Origin of the sequence: Streptomyces sp. NBC_01471 (assembly GCF_041438865.1) — a bacterium.
GTDB lineage: Bacteria > Actinomycetota > Actinomycetes > Streptomycetales > Streptomycetaceae > Streptomyces.
In genome coordinates this window covers 6,883,986-6,898,879 of sequence record NZ_CP109450.1, presented here as the reverse complement: position 1 = coordinate 6,898,879, position 14,894 = coordinate 6,883,986, and the positions used below count along the sequence as shown (strand labels likewise).

The following is a 14,894-nucleotide window of genomic DNA, read 5'->3' as shown; positions in this document are numbered from 1 at the left end:
CAGCCGAAATCGCAGGGTGACATCTCTGAGCAGATGTGACAAAGAGGGCACTGGTGGGTACAACAAGGGGCGGCACGACGGGCGACGTATGACCCGCAACGGGAATCTTTACCGCCGACCGGACGTTGACCGGATGACGACGACAGCGACACCTGTCCTGTGGGCGACAAGCCCGGGAGGCACGATTCATGAGTGAGCGAGCTCTTCGCGGCACGCGCCTCGTGGTGACCAGCTACGAGACCGACCGCGGCATCGACCTGGCTCCGCGCCAGGCGGTGGAGTACGCATGCGAGAACGGACATCGCTTTGAGATGCCGTTCTCTGTAGAGGCGGACATTCCGCCGGAGTGGGAGTGCAAGGCCTGCGGCGCCCAAGCACTCCTGGTAGACGGGGACGGCCCTGAGGAGAAGAAGGGCAAGCCCGCGCGCACGCACTGGGACATGCTCATGGAGCGGCGCACCCGCGAGGAGCTGGAGGAGGTGCTGGCCGAGAGGCTGGCCGTCCTTCGTTCCGGCGCCATGAACATTGCCGTGCATCCGCGGGACAGCCGCAAGTCCGCGTAACGCCCAGGCGTTCGCGTACAGCACGACCACATCAGGAGCTGAGGGCTCCGGCACACTTCAGGGTGTGCCGGAGCCCTCAGCTCTTTGTACGACCTGCTCCCGTTATGGCCGGTCCCGTGCGCCCTGCCGCCGGTCAGGGCGTCAGCGGCGGGCGCGGACCCCCGTCGTTCCCGGGGGACTCGGGCCGGTCGTCGTTCTTGATGACCTCCCCCTGGACGACCTTGCCGTCGGGGCGGTGCATCCGCGCCTGCTGGAAGGCATCGCCGACGGTGCCGGGGGCGGCCCTGCTCATCCGGCGCTCCAGGGTCCGCTCCGTGTACCCGCTCAGCGCCGTGCGCAGCGGCGGCACCAGCAGCAGGAGCCCCACCACATCGGTGATCAGCCCGGGCAGCATGATCAGCAGCCCCGAGAGCATCAGGAAGCCGTTCCCGCCGCTCTCGCGCTCCTGCTCCGGCTGCACTCCTGACTGCTGCCGCTGCACCGTCTCCGTCAGGTTGCGGAAGGCCCGCCGCCCGGCCCGCTTGACGACGGCCGCGCCCAGCACGAGACCGCCGACGAGCAGGAAGAGAACGGCGAGCCCGCCCGCCACGTCGGCCACCAGGATCAGCAGCCAGATCTCCAGGACCACCCAGACGGCGATGCCCAGCGGTACGAAGGTGCGCGCCCGGGAGCGCCTGGGAGCGGTCGGGGGCTGTGTGCCGGTCGTCATGCTCCCAGTGTGCCTGCAGGCGCGCGCGGATGACGTGCCGGGGAGCTGTGCCGGGGAGCTCAGGAAGGCTCGCGTCCCAGCAGGCGTCCGGCCCGCGCGCCCACCCCCCAGGCCGTCACACGCCACAGCGCCTCCACGACGATGTCCTTGCTCATCTTGGAGTCGCCGATCTCGCGCTCCACGAACGTGATCGGAACCTCGACGACATGGCAGCCCGCCTCGACGGCCCGCCGGGCGAGGTCCACCTGGAAGCAGTACCCCTGGGACGACACCTCGTCGAGGCCGAGCTCCTCCAGCGTCTCCTTGCGGAACGCCCGGAAACCACCGGTGACATCGCGGATCGGTACGCCGAGGAGCAGCCGCGAGTACGTGCTGCCGCCCCGCGAGAGCAGCTCCCGGGACTTGGGCCAGTTGACGACCCGTCCGCCCGGCATCCATCGCGAGCCGAGCACCAGGTCGGCGCCCTTCAACGCGGTGAGCAGCCGGGGAAGTTCCTCGGGCTGGTGCGAGCCGTCGGCGTCCATCTCCACCAGGACGCCGTACCCGTGCTCGATGCCCCAGCGGAAGCCGGCGAGGTATGCGGCGCCGAGGCCTTCCTTGCCCTTCCGGTGCAGCACCTGGACCTGCGGGTCGTCCCCCGCCAACTCATCAACGATCTTCCCGGTGCCGTCCGGGCTGTTGTCGTCGGCGACCAGAATGTCCGCCTCCGGCACCGCGGCGCGAACCCGGGCAACGATCGGCTTGATGTTCTCGGCCTCGTTGTAGGTCGGAATGATGACCAAGGCCTTGCCGAGCGGACCGAACTGCCGCTCACCGCCGTCGTTCACTACTGCCCCTCACTGTGTCCCTACGCCGAACCATCACCTTATCCAGCGCCGGGATGGCGGAACGCAGCCGCGTCGGCAGGCCCGACTCCTGAGAGGGGGAGGGGAACTTCGGATCGGGGCCCGGCGTCCTTCGGGCCGACCTGGGGCCCGCTGGCTGCGGGTCGACCGAGAGCCGTTGTCTACTGAACGTCCGGGCCCCACCCGGGTCGCACCTGCCCGCGAACTCCGGAGGAGCAGGGCGGACCCCCTTCCGGCTGAAACCTCCCTCGCCCCCGAGGCGCGGGCGCTGAACCTGGCTCCCAGTGGTGGCATGCCTAGCGGCGTACCGCCCCATGACCCAGCGGCGTTCGACGACTGCGTGGAGGTTTGCCGGTCGGACGTCCTGTGGTGGACTCGGCCGAACCTACCCGCCGGTGGCCGCTTTCTGTCAACACTCGTCCCACCTGCGGTGTTCTGATGAATGGGCAGGTCAGTACGGAAGAGCCGCAGGTGGCGGGGAAGGCTTTCCGGCATCGATCGGCCGCACAAAATACCGTGATGTCACTCGTTCGGCCTCACGAAGACAGTTTGTCCGAAGACCACCGTCCGCAGGCAGACCGGGAGTTCGGCGCCAGGGGTGAGGTCCGGCAGGCCGGGGGTGCCGGAGCGCGGGTCGGTCGACCAGCGGGCCACCCGGTCGTCGGGGGCCTGCACGACCAGGTCGGCGGTGCGCCAGACCGCGTAGTCGGCGGGGGCACCGGGCACGAGCACACCGGTGTCGTCCCGGCCGATGGACCGCCAGCCGCCGCGGGTGTGGGCGGTGAACGCGGCACGTACGGAGATCCGGTGCGCGGGGGTCCGGTGGAAGGCCGCGGCCCGCACGTTCCCCCAGGGGTCGAGCGGGGTGACCGGGCTGTCGGAGCCGAAGGCGAGCGGGACCCCGGCCCGCAGCAGAGCCGCGTACGGGTTGAGGGTACGGGCCCGCTCGGCGCCGAGCCGCTGGGCGTACATCCCCTCGTCACCGCCCCACGCCGCGTCGAAGGCGGGCTGCACGGAGGCGGTGAGACCCAGCTCGGCGAAGGCGGCGACGGTTTCCGGGGTGAGCATCTCGGCGTGCTCGACGCGGTGGCGGGCGGCGCGGACCCGTTCCAGGCCGAGCTTCTCCGCCGCGGCCCGCACTCCGCCGACGACCGCGGTGAGCGCGGCGTCCCCGATGGCGTGGAAGCCCGCCTGGAGGCCGGCCTCGGTGCAGGCGGCGACATGGGCGGCGATGTCGGCGGAGTCCAGATGCGCCGTACCGGTGTGCGCCTCGTCCGCGTACGGCTCGTGCAGGCAGGCGGTGTGCGAGCCGAGCGAGCCGTCGACGAAGAGGTCACCTGCCGCGCCGATCGCGCCCAGCTCCCTGATGCGGCGGGCGTCCTTGTCGTCGGCGACGCGCTCGGCCCAGTAGCCGAAGACGCGCGGCCCCTTCTCCTGTCCGGCCAGGCGGAGCAGGCCGGTGAAGTCGTCCTCGTCGGAGATGTCGGGCCCGCCGCACTCGTGGAGCGAGCCGATACCGAGCGAGGCGGCCCGTTCACGGGCGGCGCGCTGCGCGTCGGTGCGCTGCTCCGGGGTGATCTGCGCGTGGGCCGCGGCGCGCACGGCGTGGTGCGCCGCGCCGGTGAGCGGGGCGTCCGCCCGGTAGCCGGGCAGCGAGGTGACCTGCGGGACGAGGTCGAGCAGGGCGGTGGAGACCACGGCCGAGTGGACGTCGACCCGCGGCAGATAGACCGGCCTTCCGCCGGCCGCCTCGTCGAGTGCGGTGCGGGTCAGCGGCCGGCCGTCCGGCCAGCCGGAGTCGTCCCAGCCGTGGCCGAGCAGGACCCGGTCGCCGGGGCGGCCGGCCGCGTGCTCCCGTACGAGACGGAGGGCCTCCCCCGCGCTCCGTGCGGCCGACAGGTCGAGCCCGGTGAGCGCGAGCCCGGTGGATGTCGTGTGGACGTGTGCGTCGGTGAACGCCGGGGTCACCAGGGCCCCTTCGAGGTCGACTGTCTCGTCGACACCCTTGGCGAAGGCGTCGGCCGCCCCTTCGGAGCCCACCCAGGCGACGTGCCCGCGTTCCACGACCATCGCGGTGGCGAAGGGGTCGGCGGGGCTGTGGATGTCCCCACCGCGCAGCAGTACGGTGCGGTGGTCGGCCCGGGGGGCGGTGCTCTCGGTCATGGAGAACAGTCTCCCGCCTCCGGCGCACCGGTCCGCGCACGGGGGCCCTCCGCGGGGCGGGGGCGGCCCGGATCTCCGGGTGGGATCCGCGGGTCAGATCTCCGGGGGCCGTGCCTCGTACGGAGTGGAGAGCACGACGGTCGTACGGGTGGAGACCCCGGCCAGTGAGCGGATCCTGGTCAGCAGGTTCTCCAGGGCGAGCGGTGTCGGGACGCGCACCTTGAGGATGTAGTTCTCGTCGCCCGCCACGCTGTGGCAGGCCTCGATCTCGGGGACCCCGGCGAGCCGCTCGGCGATGTCGTCCGGGGCGCTCGGGTCGAAGGGCTTCACCGAGATGAACGCGGTGAGCGGCAGCCCGACGGCCTCCGGGTCGACCACGGCGGCGTAGCCGCGGATGACGCCGCGCTGTTCGAGACGGCGTACGCGCTGATGCACCGCCGATGTGGACAGGCCGGTGGCCTTGCCCAGGTCGGTGTAGCTCATCCGCCCGTCCTTGACGAGCAACTCCACGATGCGGCGATCCAGCTCCTCCATACGGATCAACCTATGGCCCCGGCCCTCTCCGGCACAGCCGGAGAGGGCCGGTAAGGGTCCCCTGAGCCATTCATGTGACGAAGGCCACAGGCCTGGAGCCGTGTCCGCCGGGAACGCGCGATTACCGCGGACACCGGGCGGGAAGTGCTTGCTGTGGTCGAGACCACAGTTTCTGGTCGGCCCACCCGAGGGGGAGAATCTCCATGCACAAGCTGAAGAGCGTCGATTCCATCGAGCCCGCAGAGCTCGCGGCCATCGAGAACGATCCAGGTCTCGCGGCCTACGACACCTTTGAGATGTACCGGGTGATCTGCCCGGACTGCGAGCAGCCGATCGCCCTCCTCACGGGCGAGGTCGTACTGCCCCAGCACGCGCTCTGCGCCAGCCCCTGGAATCCGTTCGGGCTGACCGCGTGCGCGGGCACCGGCCGCGCGGCGTCGGACGCCAGGCCCGCGGACGAGTCCCTGGAGGCCCAGGAGCAGGACACCGCTCTGCTGCTGACGCTGCCTCAGGGACTCGACTGGCGCAAGCAGCCGTTCTCGCACGTCGGCGGGCCGGGCTCACGCCCCGTCAAGGCCGCCCGGCTGGGGCGCGAGGCCGCCTGACCAGTCGTACGTACCCCGCACCAGGGCCTCCAGAGAAGCCCGGTGCAGGATCATGGCATCCGGGTCCGCGGGGACCCGGACCTCGCCGAAGTGCACCTGCCGGTAGGCGATGCGCAGCATGACGATCGCGTGCCGCAGGGCCGCGTAGAGAAGATGGAAGTCCATGTCGCGCGGTGTGTGGCCGGTGAGTCCGGCATACCGCCGCTCGGCGTTCTCCCGGCGCAGCAGTCCGGGCAGGCCCGGCAGCCCCGATCCCTCGGTGAGGTCCTGGAAGAAACGGTGCAGATAGACGGTCCAGCCGAGGTCGAGTTCGCACGGGCCGAAGGCGGCCATCTCCCAGTCGAGCACCGCGGCGGGCTCGAAGCCGTCGTACACGATGTTGCCGATCCGGGCGTCGCCCCAGCAGAGCACGGCGGGCCCCTCGTCCTCGGGCCACAGCTCCTCCAGCCGCCCGAAGGCGCTCTCGATCAGCGGTGACGGCGGGAGCCCGTCCACCACCCAGGTGTAGTAGGCCCGTTGCTCGTCCACATGGCGGCGCAGCGGGCTGCCCTCTCCGGCGGGCAGCAGGAACTCCGCCCGGGCGGCGGGGAACTGGCGGTGCAGCCCGGCCAGGGCCCGCAGGGTCGACTCCTCCAGCGCGGCGCGTTCGGCGTCGGTCGCCGAGTACAGCCAATTCCCCTCGTACGTATAGGGCATGACGTCCGGAGGCACCCTGCCGTGGGCCTGTTCCATCACGAAGAAGGGCGCGCCCAGCGGCGCCGGGTCCGTTTCGAGCCACAGGACGCGCGGCACCGGGATGTCGGTGTGCTCGGCGACCAGGCTCATCACCCGGTACTGCCGCTCCATGTCGTAGGCGGGGAAGACGGTGTACGCGGCGGGGTCGGCGGCCAGGCGCAGGGCGCAGGAGGCGACCGGGGCCGCGGGGGCGGCGATGTCGAAGAGCAGGGTCTCGCTCGACATGCCGTTCGACGCGGGGGTCGTGAGGTTGCCGATGCGGACGCCCGGCAGCCGGGTGGAGAGCCAGGCGGCGAGCCTGCGGCCCAGCTCCTGCGGGTCTCGGGTGGTGGTGCGGGGGCGTGGTGCCGTGGTCATGGCGGTGCTCCTCGCTCGGGGACGCGGCGCGCAGGTGCGGCAAGGCCCGGAAGGGCTGAGCCCGGAAGGCCAGAGCCCGGACGCTCAGGGAGCGACCGATTCGTATCCGGTGAATCCGCTGGGGTCGTGGCGGCCGAAGCTGCCGTGCTCGAAGATCCCGTGGCCGACCTGGCCTTCGAGGGTGAAGCGGGCGGCGTGGTCGGTGACGCCGTAGGCGGCGGCCGGATGGGCCGCCGGGTCGCTCATGTCGTAGCTGCGCCGGTCGGTCCAGCCCCGCCCCTGCCAGGTGCCGTGCTGCCAGTCGGTGGCCGGCGGGTAGCCCGCACCGAGCGCCAGCGGCGACGAGCAGAGCATGTCGGCGGTCAGCTCCATCGGCCGTCCGTCCGGGCCGGTGAGATGGACGACGGCCCGTTCGGGGTGGCGGGTGCCGGGCCGGTAGCCGATCTCCGTGCGCGGCCAGCCGAGTTGCACGTCGTGGCGGCCGTCGCGCACCAGCAGCGCCTCGTTCAGCGTCCGGTGGCCGTCGGCGTCCTCCTGTGCGATCACCATGACGAAGCGGTCCTCGAAGCGCACCGGGATCCAGAGCCAGTGGAACCCTTCGGGCCGGAACTCGGCCTCGGCCCGCCCGCCCTCCTCGCCGGGGATGGGCCGCACACCCCAGCTCCGGTCGCGGGTGCCGGTCCACTCCCCCGGTCCGATCCGTATCTCGTCGCCGCCCGCTCGGATGACACCGGAGCAGCTGCCCGCCTGCACGAAGCGGCGGCCTTCGAGCATCAGCCGCTCGCCGCGCCGCTGCACGTGGTGCGGCTCCCAGACCGCCGGGAAGTCCGCGGTCCACTCGATGTCGTACGAGAGCGAGTCCGGGTCGGCGGGGTCGGCCGCACAGTGCAGCGTCAGCCGCTGGAGCGGGACGTCGACGGTGATGCGCAGCGGTCCCACCGAGAGGTTCATCCGGTCGTCGGTGAGGGCGTCCGACGCGCGTACGGCGTGCAGTCGGTCGCCGGTGCGCAGGGTCGCGTACGCGTCGATCACACCGGCGTTGGGGTAGACGCCGAGTCCCACGATGAGCAGTGCCCTGCCCCGGTGGTCGAAGACGTGGAAGATACAGCGGTCATAGGCGTTGCGGTCGCCCGTCGCGACGTGCTTCATCGACAGCGGCACCTGGTGGACGGGGTATTCGTCGAGCGCGATGGGACGGTCGTCGGCCACGGCATCCTCCTGCTGACAGGGAAGATGACGGTACGTCAGAAACCGTGCGCACGGCCAGACCCGGTTCGTGCGGGATCCGGCCGGCCCCCGGGGCGGGCGGCGCGCGCACCGGCCTTGACCGCGCGAACAGACGCCCGACGGCGCGGGCCGGTGACCGCGCGCCGCCACCTGGCGTTGACCCTGTATGACTCTTCTGCGCTACGAGACCGGGGCCGGGCTGCGGCGGCACGCTCTGCCCGCTCCCGAAGAATCGCTTCCGCAGGTCGCGGACGCGCCGATCTACCAGGCCCTGATCCGTCAGTGGGGACGGGCGGGCCGGACCCTGCCGGGCCGCCGCGACCAGGAGTGGGCACGCCTCACCACGACGACCGTCCAGCCGGGTCAGTTCAGCGGGACTCCGGACCCGCGAGGTGGCGTGCGATGACCATCCGCTGGATCTGATTGGTGCCCTCCACGATCTGCAGCACCTTGGCCTCCCGCATGAACCGCTCGACCGGGAAGTCAGCTGTGTAGCCGTAGCCGCCGAGCACCTGGACCGCGTCGGTGGTGGCCCGCATCGCCGCGTCCGTGCAGAAGAGTTTGGCCATGGCGGCCTGCCGCGAGAAGGGCCGCCCGGCGTCCCGCAGCCGGGCTGCCGTGAGATAGAGGGAACGGCCGGCCTCGATCTGGGTGGCCATGTCCGCGAGCATGAAGCGCAGCCCCTGGAAGTCCGCGATGGGATGCCCGAACTGCTGCCGCTCCGTGGCGTACAGCACCGCCTCGTCCAGCGCGGCCTGGGCGACGCCGATGGCACAGGCCGCGATCCCCAGCCGCCCCGAGTCGAGGGCGGAAAGGGCGATGGCGAAGCCCTGGCCCTCCTCCCCGATCAGCCGCGTGCCGGACACCCGTACGCCGTCGAAGTGCAGTTGGGCGGTGGGTGAGCCCTTCATCCCCATCTTCTTCTCGGGGACTGCGGCGGTCAGCCCCGCGGCATCGCCCGGCACCAGGAACGCCGAGATCCCGCGCGCCCCCTCACCGCCGGTGCGCGCGAGCACCGTGTAGAAATCGGCTACGCCGCCGTGCGTGATCCACGCCTTGGTCCCGGTGATGACCCAGTCGTCGCCGTCCCGCACGGCCTTCGTGCGGAGCGAGGCCGCGTCGGAGCCCGACGCGGGTTCGGAGAGGCAGTACGCCCCGAGCAGTCCCCCGCCGAGCATCGCGGGCAACTGCTCGGCCCGCTGCTCCTTGCTGCCGTATCCGGCGAGGGCGTGACAGGAGAGCGAGTGGACGCTGACACCGAGGCCGACGGTCAGCCGCGCCGCCGCCAGCTCTTCGAGAACCTGGAGGTAGACCTCGTACGGCTGGTCACCGCCGCCGTACGCGGAGTCGTAGGGAAGGCCGAGCAGTCCGGCATCCGAGAGCAGGGTGAAGACCTCACGGGGGAAGCGGCCGGCTTCCTCCTCGGCGGCCGCACCGGGCACGATCTCCCGCTGGACGATGTCGCGCACCAGCGCGAGCAGATCCCGGGACTCCTCGGTGGGCAACTGACGGTCCACCAACTGCGGGGCGCGGTCGGGCATGGCGACGCTCTCCTCCCTGTCGGGCACTGCGGCGTACGCGTGGCCAGGGTGTGGCTACGCAGCCGGGTCTCGCCTTCAGCCGATGCTGCCCTCCCGGATCGCGGAAGAAGCTGACCAGAGGCTGTGGCGGCTTGAGTATGCCCGATCGGCGGACTTCCGTCACGGGTCGAAAATTGGTCCGAACCATTGACCGCACTGGTCTAGTCCTTCTATCTTCCCGCTATCAGCTTTTCGCGTTCATGCCAAAACGCACGCGCCAGCGGCTTCCCCCCACCTTCCGTCCCCTCCCCACAAGGAGACAGCATGTTCGGACGATTCCACCCACGGGCCCGGATCCGGGCCCTGCTCGCCACCGCCTGTACGGCAGCTCTCGGCGTCACCCTGCTCGCGGGCGCCGGTACGGCGTCCGCCGGCGAGCACCACGCCGCGGCGGCCGGCCACGCGGCCGCGAGCACCGAGGCGGGCACCAGCACCGCCGCGGGCAGCAAGGTCGTCGGCTACTACGCGGACTGGGATGTCTACCAGCGCAATTACCAGGTCAAGAACATCCAGACCTCGGGTTCGGCGGACAAACTCACCCACATCAACTACGCGTTCGGCAACGTCACCGGCGGCAAGTGCGCCATCGGCGACGCCTACGCCGACTACCAGAAGACGTACGACGCGTCCTCCAGCGTGGACGGCACCGCCGACACCTGGGACCAGCCGGTGGCGGGCAACTTCAACCAGCTGCGTGAGCTGAAGAAGCTGCACCCCAACCTCAAGATCATCTGGTCCTTCGGCGGCTGGACCTGGTCCGGCGGCTTCGGCGAGGCCGCGAAGGACCCGGCCGCCTTCGCGCAGTCCTGCTACGACCTGGTCAAGGACTCACGGTGGGCCGACGTCTTCGACGGCATCGACATCGACTGGGAGTACCCCAACAACTGCGGTCTCTCCTGCGACACCAGCGGAGCGGAGGCCTTCAAGAACGTGATGGCCGCGCTGCGCGCCAAGTTCGGCTCGTCGTCGCTGGTCACCGCCGCGATCACGGCTGACGCCTCGGACGGCGGCAAGATGGACTCCGCCGACTACGCGGGGGCCGCGCAGTACGTCGACTGGTACAACCCGATGACGTACGACTACTTCGGCGCCTGGGACGCGCAGGGGCCGACCGCCCCGCACTCCCCGCTCACCTCCTACACCGGCATCCCGAAGGCGGGCTTCAACACCGACGCCACGATCACCAAGCTCAAGGGCCTGGGCGTGCCCGCGAACAAGCTGCTGCTCGGCATCGGCTTCTACGGCCGCGGCTGGACCGGCGTGACCCAGGACGCACCAGGCGGCACCGCGACCGGCCCGGCGCCCGGCACGTACGAGCAGGGGATCGAGGACTACAAGGTCCTCAAGACCAGCTGCCCGGCCACCGGCACCGTCGCCGGCACCGCGTACGCCAAGTGCGGCTCGAACTGGTGGAGTTACGACACCCCGGCCACCATCGCGGGGAAGATGGCGTACAAGAACCAGCAGGGTCTCGGCGGCACCTTCCTCTGGGAGCTCAGCGGTGACACCTCCAACGGCGAACTGATCCACGCCGTCAGCTGAACCCGTACGTCGGGGCGGAGGGGGTGGGGGCCGTAGCCCCACCCCCTCCGCCCCGTCCGGCTTCCCCTCGGGCGGTCCCACCACGCCCTCTCACTCCGGTGGCGGCGGCGACGGGCACTCGGCGACGAACTCGCCGATGGTGTCGAGGGTGTTGCGCAGCATCCGGACGAGCAGCTCGCGGATCTCCGCGCGGTCGAGTTCCTGGTGGCCGAGCCAGTCGAGCGTGATGCCCTCCACCGCGCTCAGCCAGCCCAGCAGCGCGAGCCTGGCCAGGAGCGGGACGTCCCGGCGGCCGTAGGCGCCCTCAGCGATGGTGGCGATGAGTTCCTCGCGGACCGCGCCGCGCAGCGCCTGTACCTGGGTGTCGAAGCCGACGCCGCCGGTCACGATGGTGCGGAAGGCCGCCCTGTTGTGCTGGGCGTAGAGCAGGTAGCCCTCGACGGTGCGGTGCACGCGCTCGGCCCGGGGCAGCTCGGTGTCGCTGGCCGCGCGGGCGACGAGATCGGCCACCGACTCCTCGACGACGGCGAGGTAATAGCCGCGTTTGCTCTTGAAGTAGTAGTAGATCAGCCCTTTCGCGACCCCCGCGTGCCGGGCGATGTCGTCCATCGACAGCGCGTCGTACGACGTGTCGGCGAACAGTCTCCGCCCGGTCGCGATGAGGTCCGTGCGACGGAGCTGGGAGCGCTCGGTCGGAGTGCGCTGATGTATGTACGGTCCGCTCTGGTTCACGTCCGGCCCTGTTCCGCCACTGCCTCAGGAGGCTGCCACCGCCTCGGAAGCCCGAAGTATGGCAGACCCCTCGGAACAAGTGCGCCCGGCCGGCACGCCGTTGACCTGGGGCGTCCGGGCCGGCCCGAGCACCGGGTCGGCCCGGACGCCCAGCCCCCTTCGCCGGACTTCTGTCGGGCCAGGATTCCCGACGGCGTCGGGCTCAGCGCGCTTCGCACACCCTCGGCGGTGTCCGGTCGATGCCGAGCAGCCTGAAGTAGTTCCGGCCGAGCGCGATGTCCCGGAACGCCTCGTTGTCCAGTGCCTTGTTGATACGGCTGGTGACGTTCGCCAGCTGAGGTCCAGCGTCAGCCGGGGATAGCGGTCCAGGAGCCTCTTCATGATCCCGATGTGCTGATCGGGATCCATCGTGGAGAGTTCCTTCGACAGCCCCATGTGCGCCCACTCGATCTTGTTCTGCGGGTGGCGTCGGAGTGTTTTCTCCATCAGCGGGAGGTACTTCGTCTGCTCAGTGTCGCTCCCGAGATCCGAGTGAATGGTGATCGGAATTCCGCAGTCGCGCAACACCGCTCCCGCCCACCGGAACGCCCCGGGGAATGCCTTGTCGTAGAGGTCGATCCCGCTCGGGATGGTCTCCGGGTGGTTCAGGTCCATGAAGGTCATGGAAAGCGCGAGTTCGGGGTCCTTGGGCTTCGCTTCCACGTAGTTCGCCGCGTTGACGAAGTCGTTCTTCATACTCGGCACCACGGGCACCCCGGGGCAGTCGAGGTAGTACGTACACCCGGAGTCCACGGGCAGCGTCTGCCCGATGCCGAACATGTTCGCGAAGTGGACACCGCTCTTGTGCGGGTAACCCGTGAGTTCCTCGAAGGGAATCACCTTGCCACCGAACAGGCGCGTGCGCAGGTGGCTGTCGACCACCAGGTGTAGGGCTCCAGCGCCCGGTCGAAACACGCGCCCAAAGCCAGCACCGGGTCCGCCCCCGCCGACGAAGTGCCGATGGCCAACGCCGTCATGACGGGCCCGCAACCGCGAACCCTCAGCTCATCCGAAATGCGCGGTTCATGATAAACCTCCGCCGATATCAAGCGAGTTGCTTGTCCGAGATTGTCTCGGCACGACATCCGACGTTCCGCAGGACCGGCTGCCGGCAGACACAGAACACCCGGGTAGGTGAACCAACCGCTCTGCCGCATTCCCGGCCAGGCGTTGAACTCGTGCACGGTGAAAATGACCGGCTTATCGGGCACGGTCTCCTTGAACCGGTGAGCCGGCGCGAGCACCCACATCGTCAGCTACCTGCCGCCCGGGGGTGGTGCCGTGGTCGTCACCGATGGCGGCACCTGCGCATCAGCTCCGGCGGGAGCACCGCCGCATCCCCGGCCTCTCCCACGTTCGCGGCGGTCGGCGCCGCGCCGTTCTGGCCGAGCAGAGCGACGAACGGACCGAGACCCACCGCTCCATGGGCCGCGAGACTCTTCGCCGAACTGATCACTGTCGTCAGTTCGCGGATGCCACCTGCGCGGAAGACGCGTCCCGTGCCGACCGTACGCCCGCCGGCCCGGCCGCGTACCTCCGGATGCGCCGGCGGACCATCACCGTGCTGCCCATGCTGGATCTCCTGGAGCGTGGCTTCACGGCGCAGGAACCGGCTCTGGCCCCTTCGCGGGACGCCACCGCTGACATCGCCGGGTGGACCAACGACCTGAACCCGGCTGCCCGGGAGACGTCGGACGGGCACGAGAGCCTCGTGCCCGTCCTGGCACGGGAGCACCGGATCTCACATCATGAAGCCGCCGCCGTCGCCAAAGCCCCCGGGAATCGGCAGCGCGCCGCACCTGCTCACAGCAGGCCGAGTGACGCCAGGACCCGGTGCTGACTCCGTGCCGGGTCAGCGGGCCAGTAGAGGTAACAGACACCGCCCGTACCGCTGGTGACCTTGCCTTTCGCGTCGTACCGCTTCGTGCGGAGCCAGATGTTCTCCCACTCGGCGCGCCGGTAGACGTGACGGACCGCGTTGTCGTCCGGCGACGCCGGGTCGTTGGCGATCACATCGCCGTCGGCCGTGAAGCCGATCACCGTCATCAGATGGCCCGACGTGCCGTACCCGGCGCCGGTCAGCTCCCCCTTGAGGAAGGACTGCGAGGTGATGACCGGGATGCCCGCCCTGATCAGGGTCTCCACGTCGCTGAGCGAACCCAGCCGGGTGACCGCGGCGCTCATGTCCTCGTACGTCGCCGCGTAGGCGGCGTTGAAGGGCCAGTTGCCGCAGCCCTCGTACTGGTAGTCATAGGTGTAGCGGGCCGCCTGGCAGACCTCGGGGTCGGCGTACGACGGGTCGATCCAGGCCAGGTCCGCGGCGGCGGGCCCGCGACCCCAGTACTTGATGACCATCGAGGACGAGGTGGGGCTGCACCAGGCCTCGCCGCCGTTGTCGTACTCCGGGTACTGGCCCGCGTGGATGTTCTGCGAGAAGCGCGGGACGGTCAGCTCGCGGGAGATCCGCGGCACCGACGGCGGGACGGTGAACCGGTCCGGGATGTCCGACGCCATCGCCCCGACCCGGCGGACCGTGGGTGTCAGCCGGGTGCCCGGGGTGCGGTACAGCGTCAGCCGCAGCCGGTACGAGACCAGCCGCAGCCCGCTCGCGGCGTCGTCGACCGCGAAGGTGTCGGTCGAGATGGAGCTCTTGCCGTCGCCCTGGCCGTCGAGGGAGGTCCGCCGGATGTCGGCGTCGCCCGATGCCCAGCGCCCCATCACGTACCAGGGCGTCCCGGTGCCGTCGGTGTAGCTGCCGCGCAGCTCGACCTGGATCCAGGTGCCCGCCGGGGTGTGCGCGTTCCAGGACGCGACGGCCTCGGTGGCCGGGACCCGCGAGCGGTGGACCGGCGAGGTCCAGGTCGCGTACTCCCAGGTGGCGGTCTTCCCGGTGTGCGGATCGGTGTAGTCGGTGCGGCCCGCGGGCGCTCCGATGACCAGTCCGGAGCCGTGGCCGGGGACAGCCGTGGTGCCGTCCGCCGCACCGGAACGCCAGTCGGAGTACGAGGCCCAGACACTGTTGTCCACGAGCGGGGTCACGGGGGTCACGGGGGTCACGGGGTCTCCCTCCGCGGCCCGCGGGGTGCGCGGGGCGGCCGGCACACCGTTCGGGGCGGCCGGGTCGGCGAAGGCGGGTGCTGCGGCTGTGGCTCCCGCGGTGGCGGCAGCGGCAGCGACCGCTGCGGCGAGAACGGTTCTGCGCGGAGTGGTACTGGTCACGTCGGTGGACCCCCGGTCGGAATACGGATGGGCGGCGAGTGCAC

16 protein-coding genes are annotated in these 14,894 nt (G+C 70.7%); 5 read left to right on the top strand and 11 right to left on the bottom strand.

Features of this window, described 5'->3' with window-relative positions:
* Positions 1-188 precede the first annotated feature (188 nt).
* On the top strand, positions 189-563 hold the full coding sequence (locus tag OG285_RS30985; RefSeq protein WP_161311542.1) for an RNA polymerase-binding protein RbpA: 375 nt from the start codon (positions 189-191) through the stop codon (positions 561-563).
* Between the two features lie 133 nt (positions 564-696).
* On the opposite strand, the gene fxsA is transcribed toward OG285_RS30985, so the two are convergent.
* The 4 genes from fxsA to OG285_RS30965 all read right to left on the bottom strand — a co-directional run bounded on the left by fxsA (position 697) and on the right by OG285_RS30965 (position 4,814).
* Complete coding sequence (gene fxsA, locus OG285_RS30980) at positions 697-1,272, bottom strand: FxsA family membrane protein (protein ID WP_371792809.1); 576 nt, start codon at positions 1,270-1,272, stop codon at positions 697-699.
* A gap of 59 nt (positions 1,273-1,331) precedes the next feature.
* A complete protein-coding gene (locus tag OG285_RS30975) occupies positions 1,332-2,099 on the bottom strand; it encodes a polyprenol monophosphomannose synthase (RefSeq protein WP_356829174.1) in 768 nt (255 codons plus the stop codon).
* A 540-nt stretch (positions 2,100-2,639) separates the two neighbouring features.
* Positions 2,640-4,280 carry an amidohydrolase gene (locus OG285_RS30970; protein WP_356829176.1) on the bottom strand — a complete coding sequence of 547 codons (1,641 nt, stop codon included), beginning with the start codon at positions 4,278-4,280 and terminating at the stop codon, positions 2,640-2,642.
* Positions 4,281-4,373: 93 nt separating this feature from the next.
* Entirely contained in the window at positions 4,374-4,814 is a 441-nt protein-coding gene (locus OG285_RS30965) for an Lrp/AsnC family transcriptional regulator (protein WP_164266613.1), read from the bottom strand.
* Positions 4,815-5,017: 203 nt separating this feature from the next.
* Here OG285_RS30965 and OG285_RS30960 point away from each other — a divergent pair, with 203 nt between their 5' ends.
* Positions 5,018-5,419: a hypothetical protein gene (locus tag OG285_RS30960; RefSeq protein WP_371792808.1), complete on the top strand. Its 402-nt coding sequence runs from the start codon at positions 5,018-5,020 to the stop codon at positions 5,417-5,419.
* Here the strand turns inward: OG285_RS30960 and OG285_RS30955 are convergent.
* Both OG285_RS30955 and OG285_RS30950 read right to left on the bottom strand, forming a co-directional pair.
* Positions 5,375-6,511 (bottom strand): phosphotransferase family protein, encoded by a 1,137-nt coding sequence (locus OG285_RS30955; protein ID WP_371792807.1) that lies wholly within the window; start codon positions 6,509-6,511, stop codon positions 5,375-5,377. The genes OG285_RS30960 and OG285_RS30955 overlap by 45 nt on opposite strands.
* Positions 6,512-6,595: 84 nt before the next feature.
* Entirely contained in the window at positions 6,596-7,720 is a 1,125-nt protein-coding gene (locus OG285_RS30950; RefSeq protein WP_356829182.1) for a hypothetical protein, read from the bottom strand.
* A 184-nt stretch (positions 7,721-7,904) separates the two neighbouring features.
* On the opposite strand from OG285_RS30950, the gene OG285_RS30945 reads away from it, so the two are divergent.
* A complete protein-coding gene (locus tag OG285_RS30945; RefSeq protein ID WP_371792806.1) occupies positions 7,905-8,144 on the top strand; it encodes a hypothetical protein in 240 nt (79 codons plus the stop codon).
* Here OG285_RS30945 and OG285_RS30940 read toward each other — a convergent pair.
* On the bottom strand, positions 8,107-9,279 hold the full coding sequence (locus OG285_RS30940; protein WP_356829186.1) for an acyl-CoA dehydrogenase family protein: 1,173 nt from the start codon (positions 9,277-9,279) through the stop codon (positions 8,107-8,109). The genes OG285_RS30945 and OG285_RS30940 overlap by 38 nt on opposite strands.
* A gap of 303 nt (positions 9,280-9,582) precedes the next feature.
* On the opposite strand from OG285_RS30940, the gene OG285_RS30935 reads away from it, so the two are divergent.
* Positions 9,583-10,860 (top strand): glycoside hydrolase family 18 protein, encoded by a 1,278-nt coding sequence (locus tag OG285_RS30935; RefSeq protein ID WP_371792805.1) that lies wholly within the window; start codon positions 9,583-9,585, stop codon positions 10,858-10,860.
* Positions 10,861-10,950: 90 nt separating this feature from the next.
* Here OG285_RS30935 and OG285_RS30930 read toward each other — a convergent pair whose 3' ends face one another.
* From OG285_RS30930 to OG285_RS30920, 3 genes are read right to left on the bottom strand one after another with little or no spacing between them, the layout of a single operon-like run.
* Positions 10,951-11,592 (bottom strand): TetR/AcrR family transcriptional regulator, encoded by a 642-nt coding sequence (locus tag OG285_RS30930; RefSeq protein ID WP_356829190.1) that lies wholly within the window; start codon positions 11,590-11,592, stop codon positions 10,951-10,953.
* Between the two features lie 24 nt (positions 11,593-11,616).
* Positions 11,617-12,513 carry a hypothetical protein gene (locus OG285_RS30925; protein ID WP_371792804.1) on the bottom strand — a complete coding sequence of 299 codons (897 nt, stop codon included), beginning with the start codon at positions 12,511-12,513 and terminating at the stop codon, positions 11,617-11,619.
* Positions 12,468-12,881, bottom strand: coding sequence for a hypothetical protein (locus OG285_RS30920; RefSeq protein ID WP_371792803.1), 414 nt, complete (start codon positions 12,879-12,881; stop codon positions 12,468-12,470). The genes OG285_RS30925 and OG285_RS30920 overlap by 46 nt, the downstream gene beginning before the upstream one ends.
* 44 nt (positions 12,882-12,925) lie before the next feature.
* Between OG285_RS30920 and OG285_RS30915 the strand changes: the two genes are divergently transcribed.
* Positions 12,926-13,471, top strand: a complete 546-nt coding sequence (locus tag OG285_RS30915; RefSeq protein ID WP_371792802.1) for a terpene synthase family protein — start codon at positions 12,926-12,928, stop codon at positions 13,469-13,471.
* Here OG285_RS30915 and OG285_RS30910 read toward each other — a convergent pair.
* Positions 13,435-14,850 carry a peptidase C39 family protein gene (locus tag OG285_RS30910; RefSeq protein ID WP_356829196.1) on the bottom strand — a complete coding sequence of 472 codons (1,416 nt, stop codon included), beginning with the start codon at positions 14,848-14,850 and terminating at the stop codon, positions 13,435-13,437. The two genes, OG285_RS30915 and OG285_RS30910, sit on opposite strands and share 37 nt — an antisense overlap.
* Between the last annotated feature and the right edge of the window lie 44 nt (positions 14,851-14,894).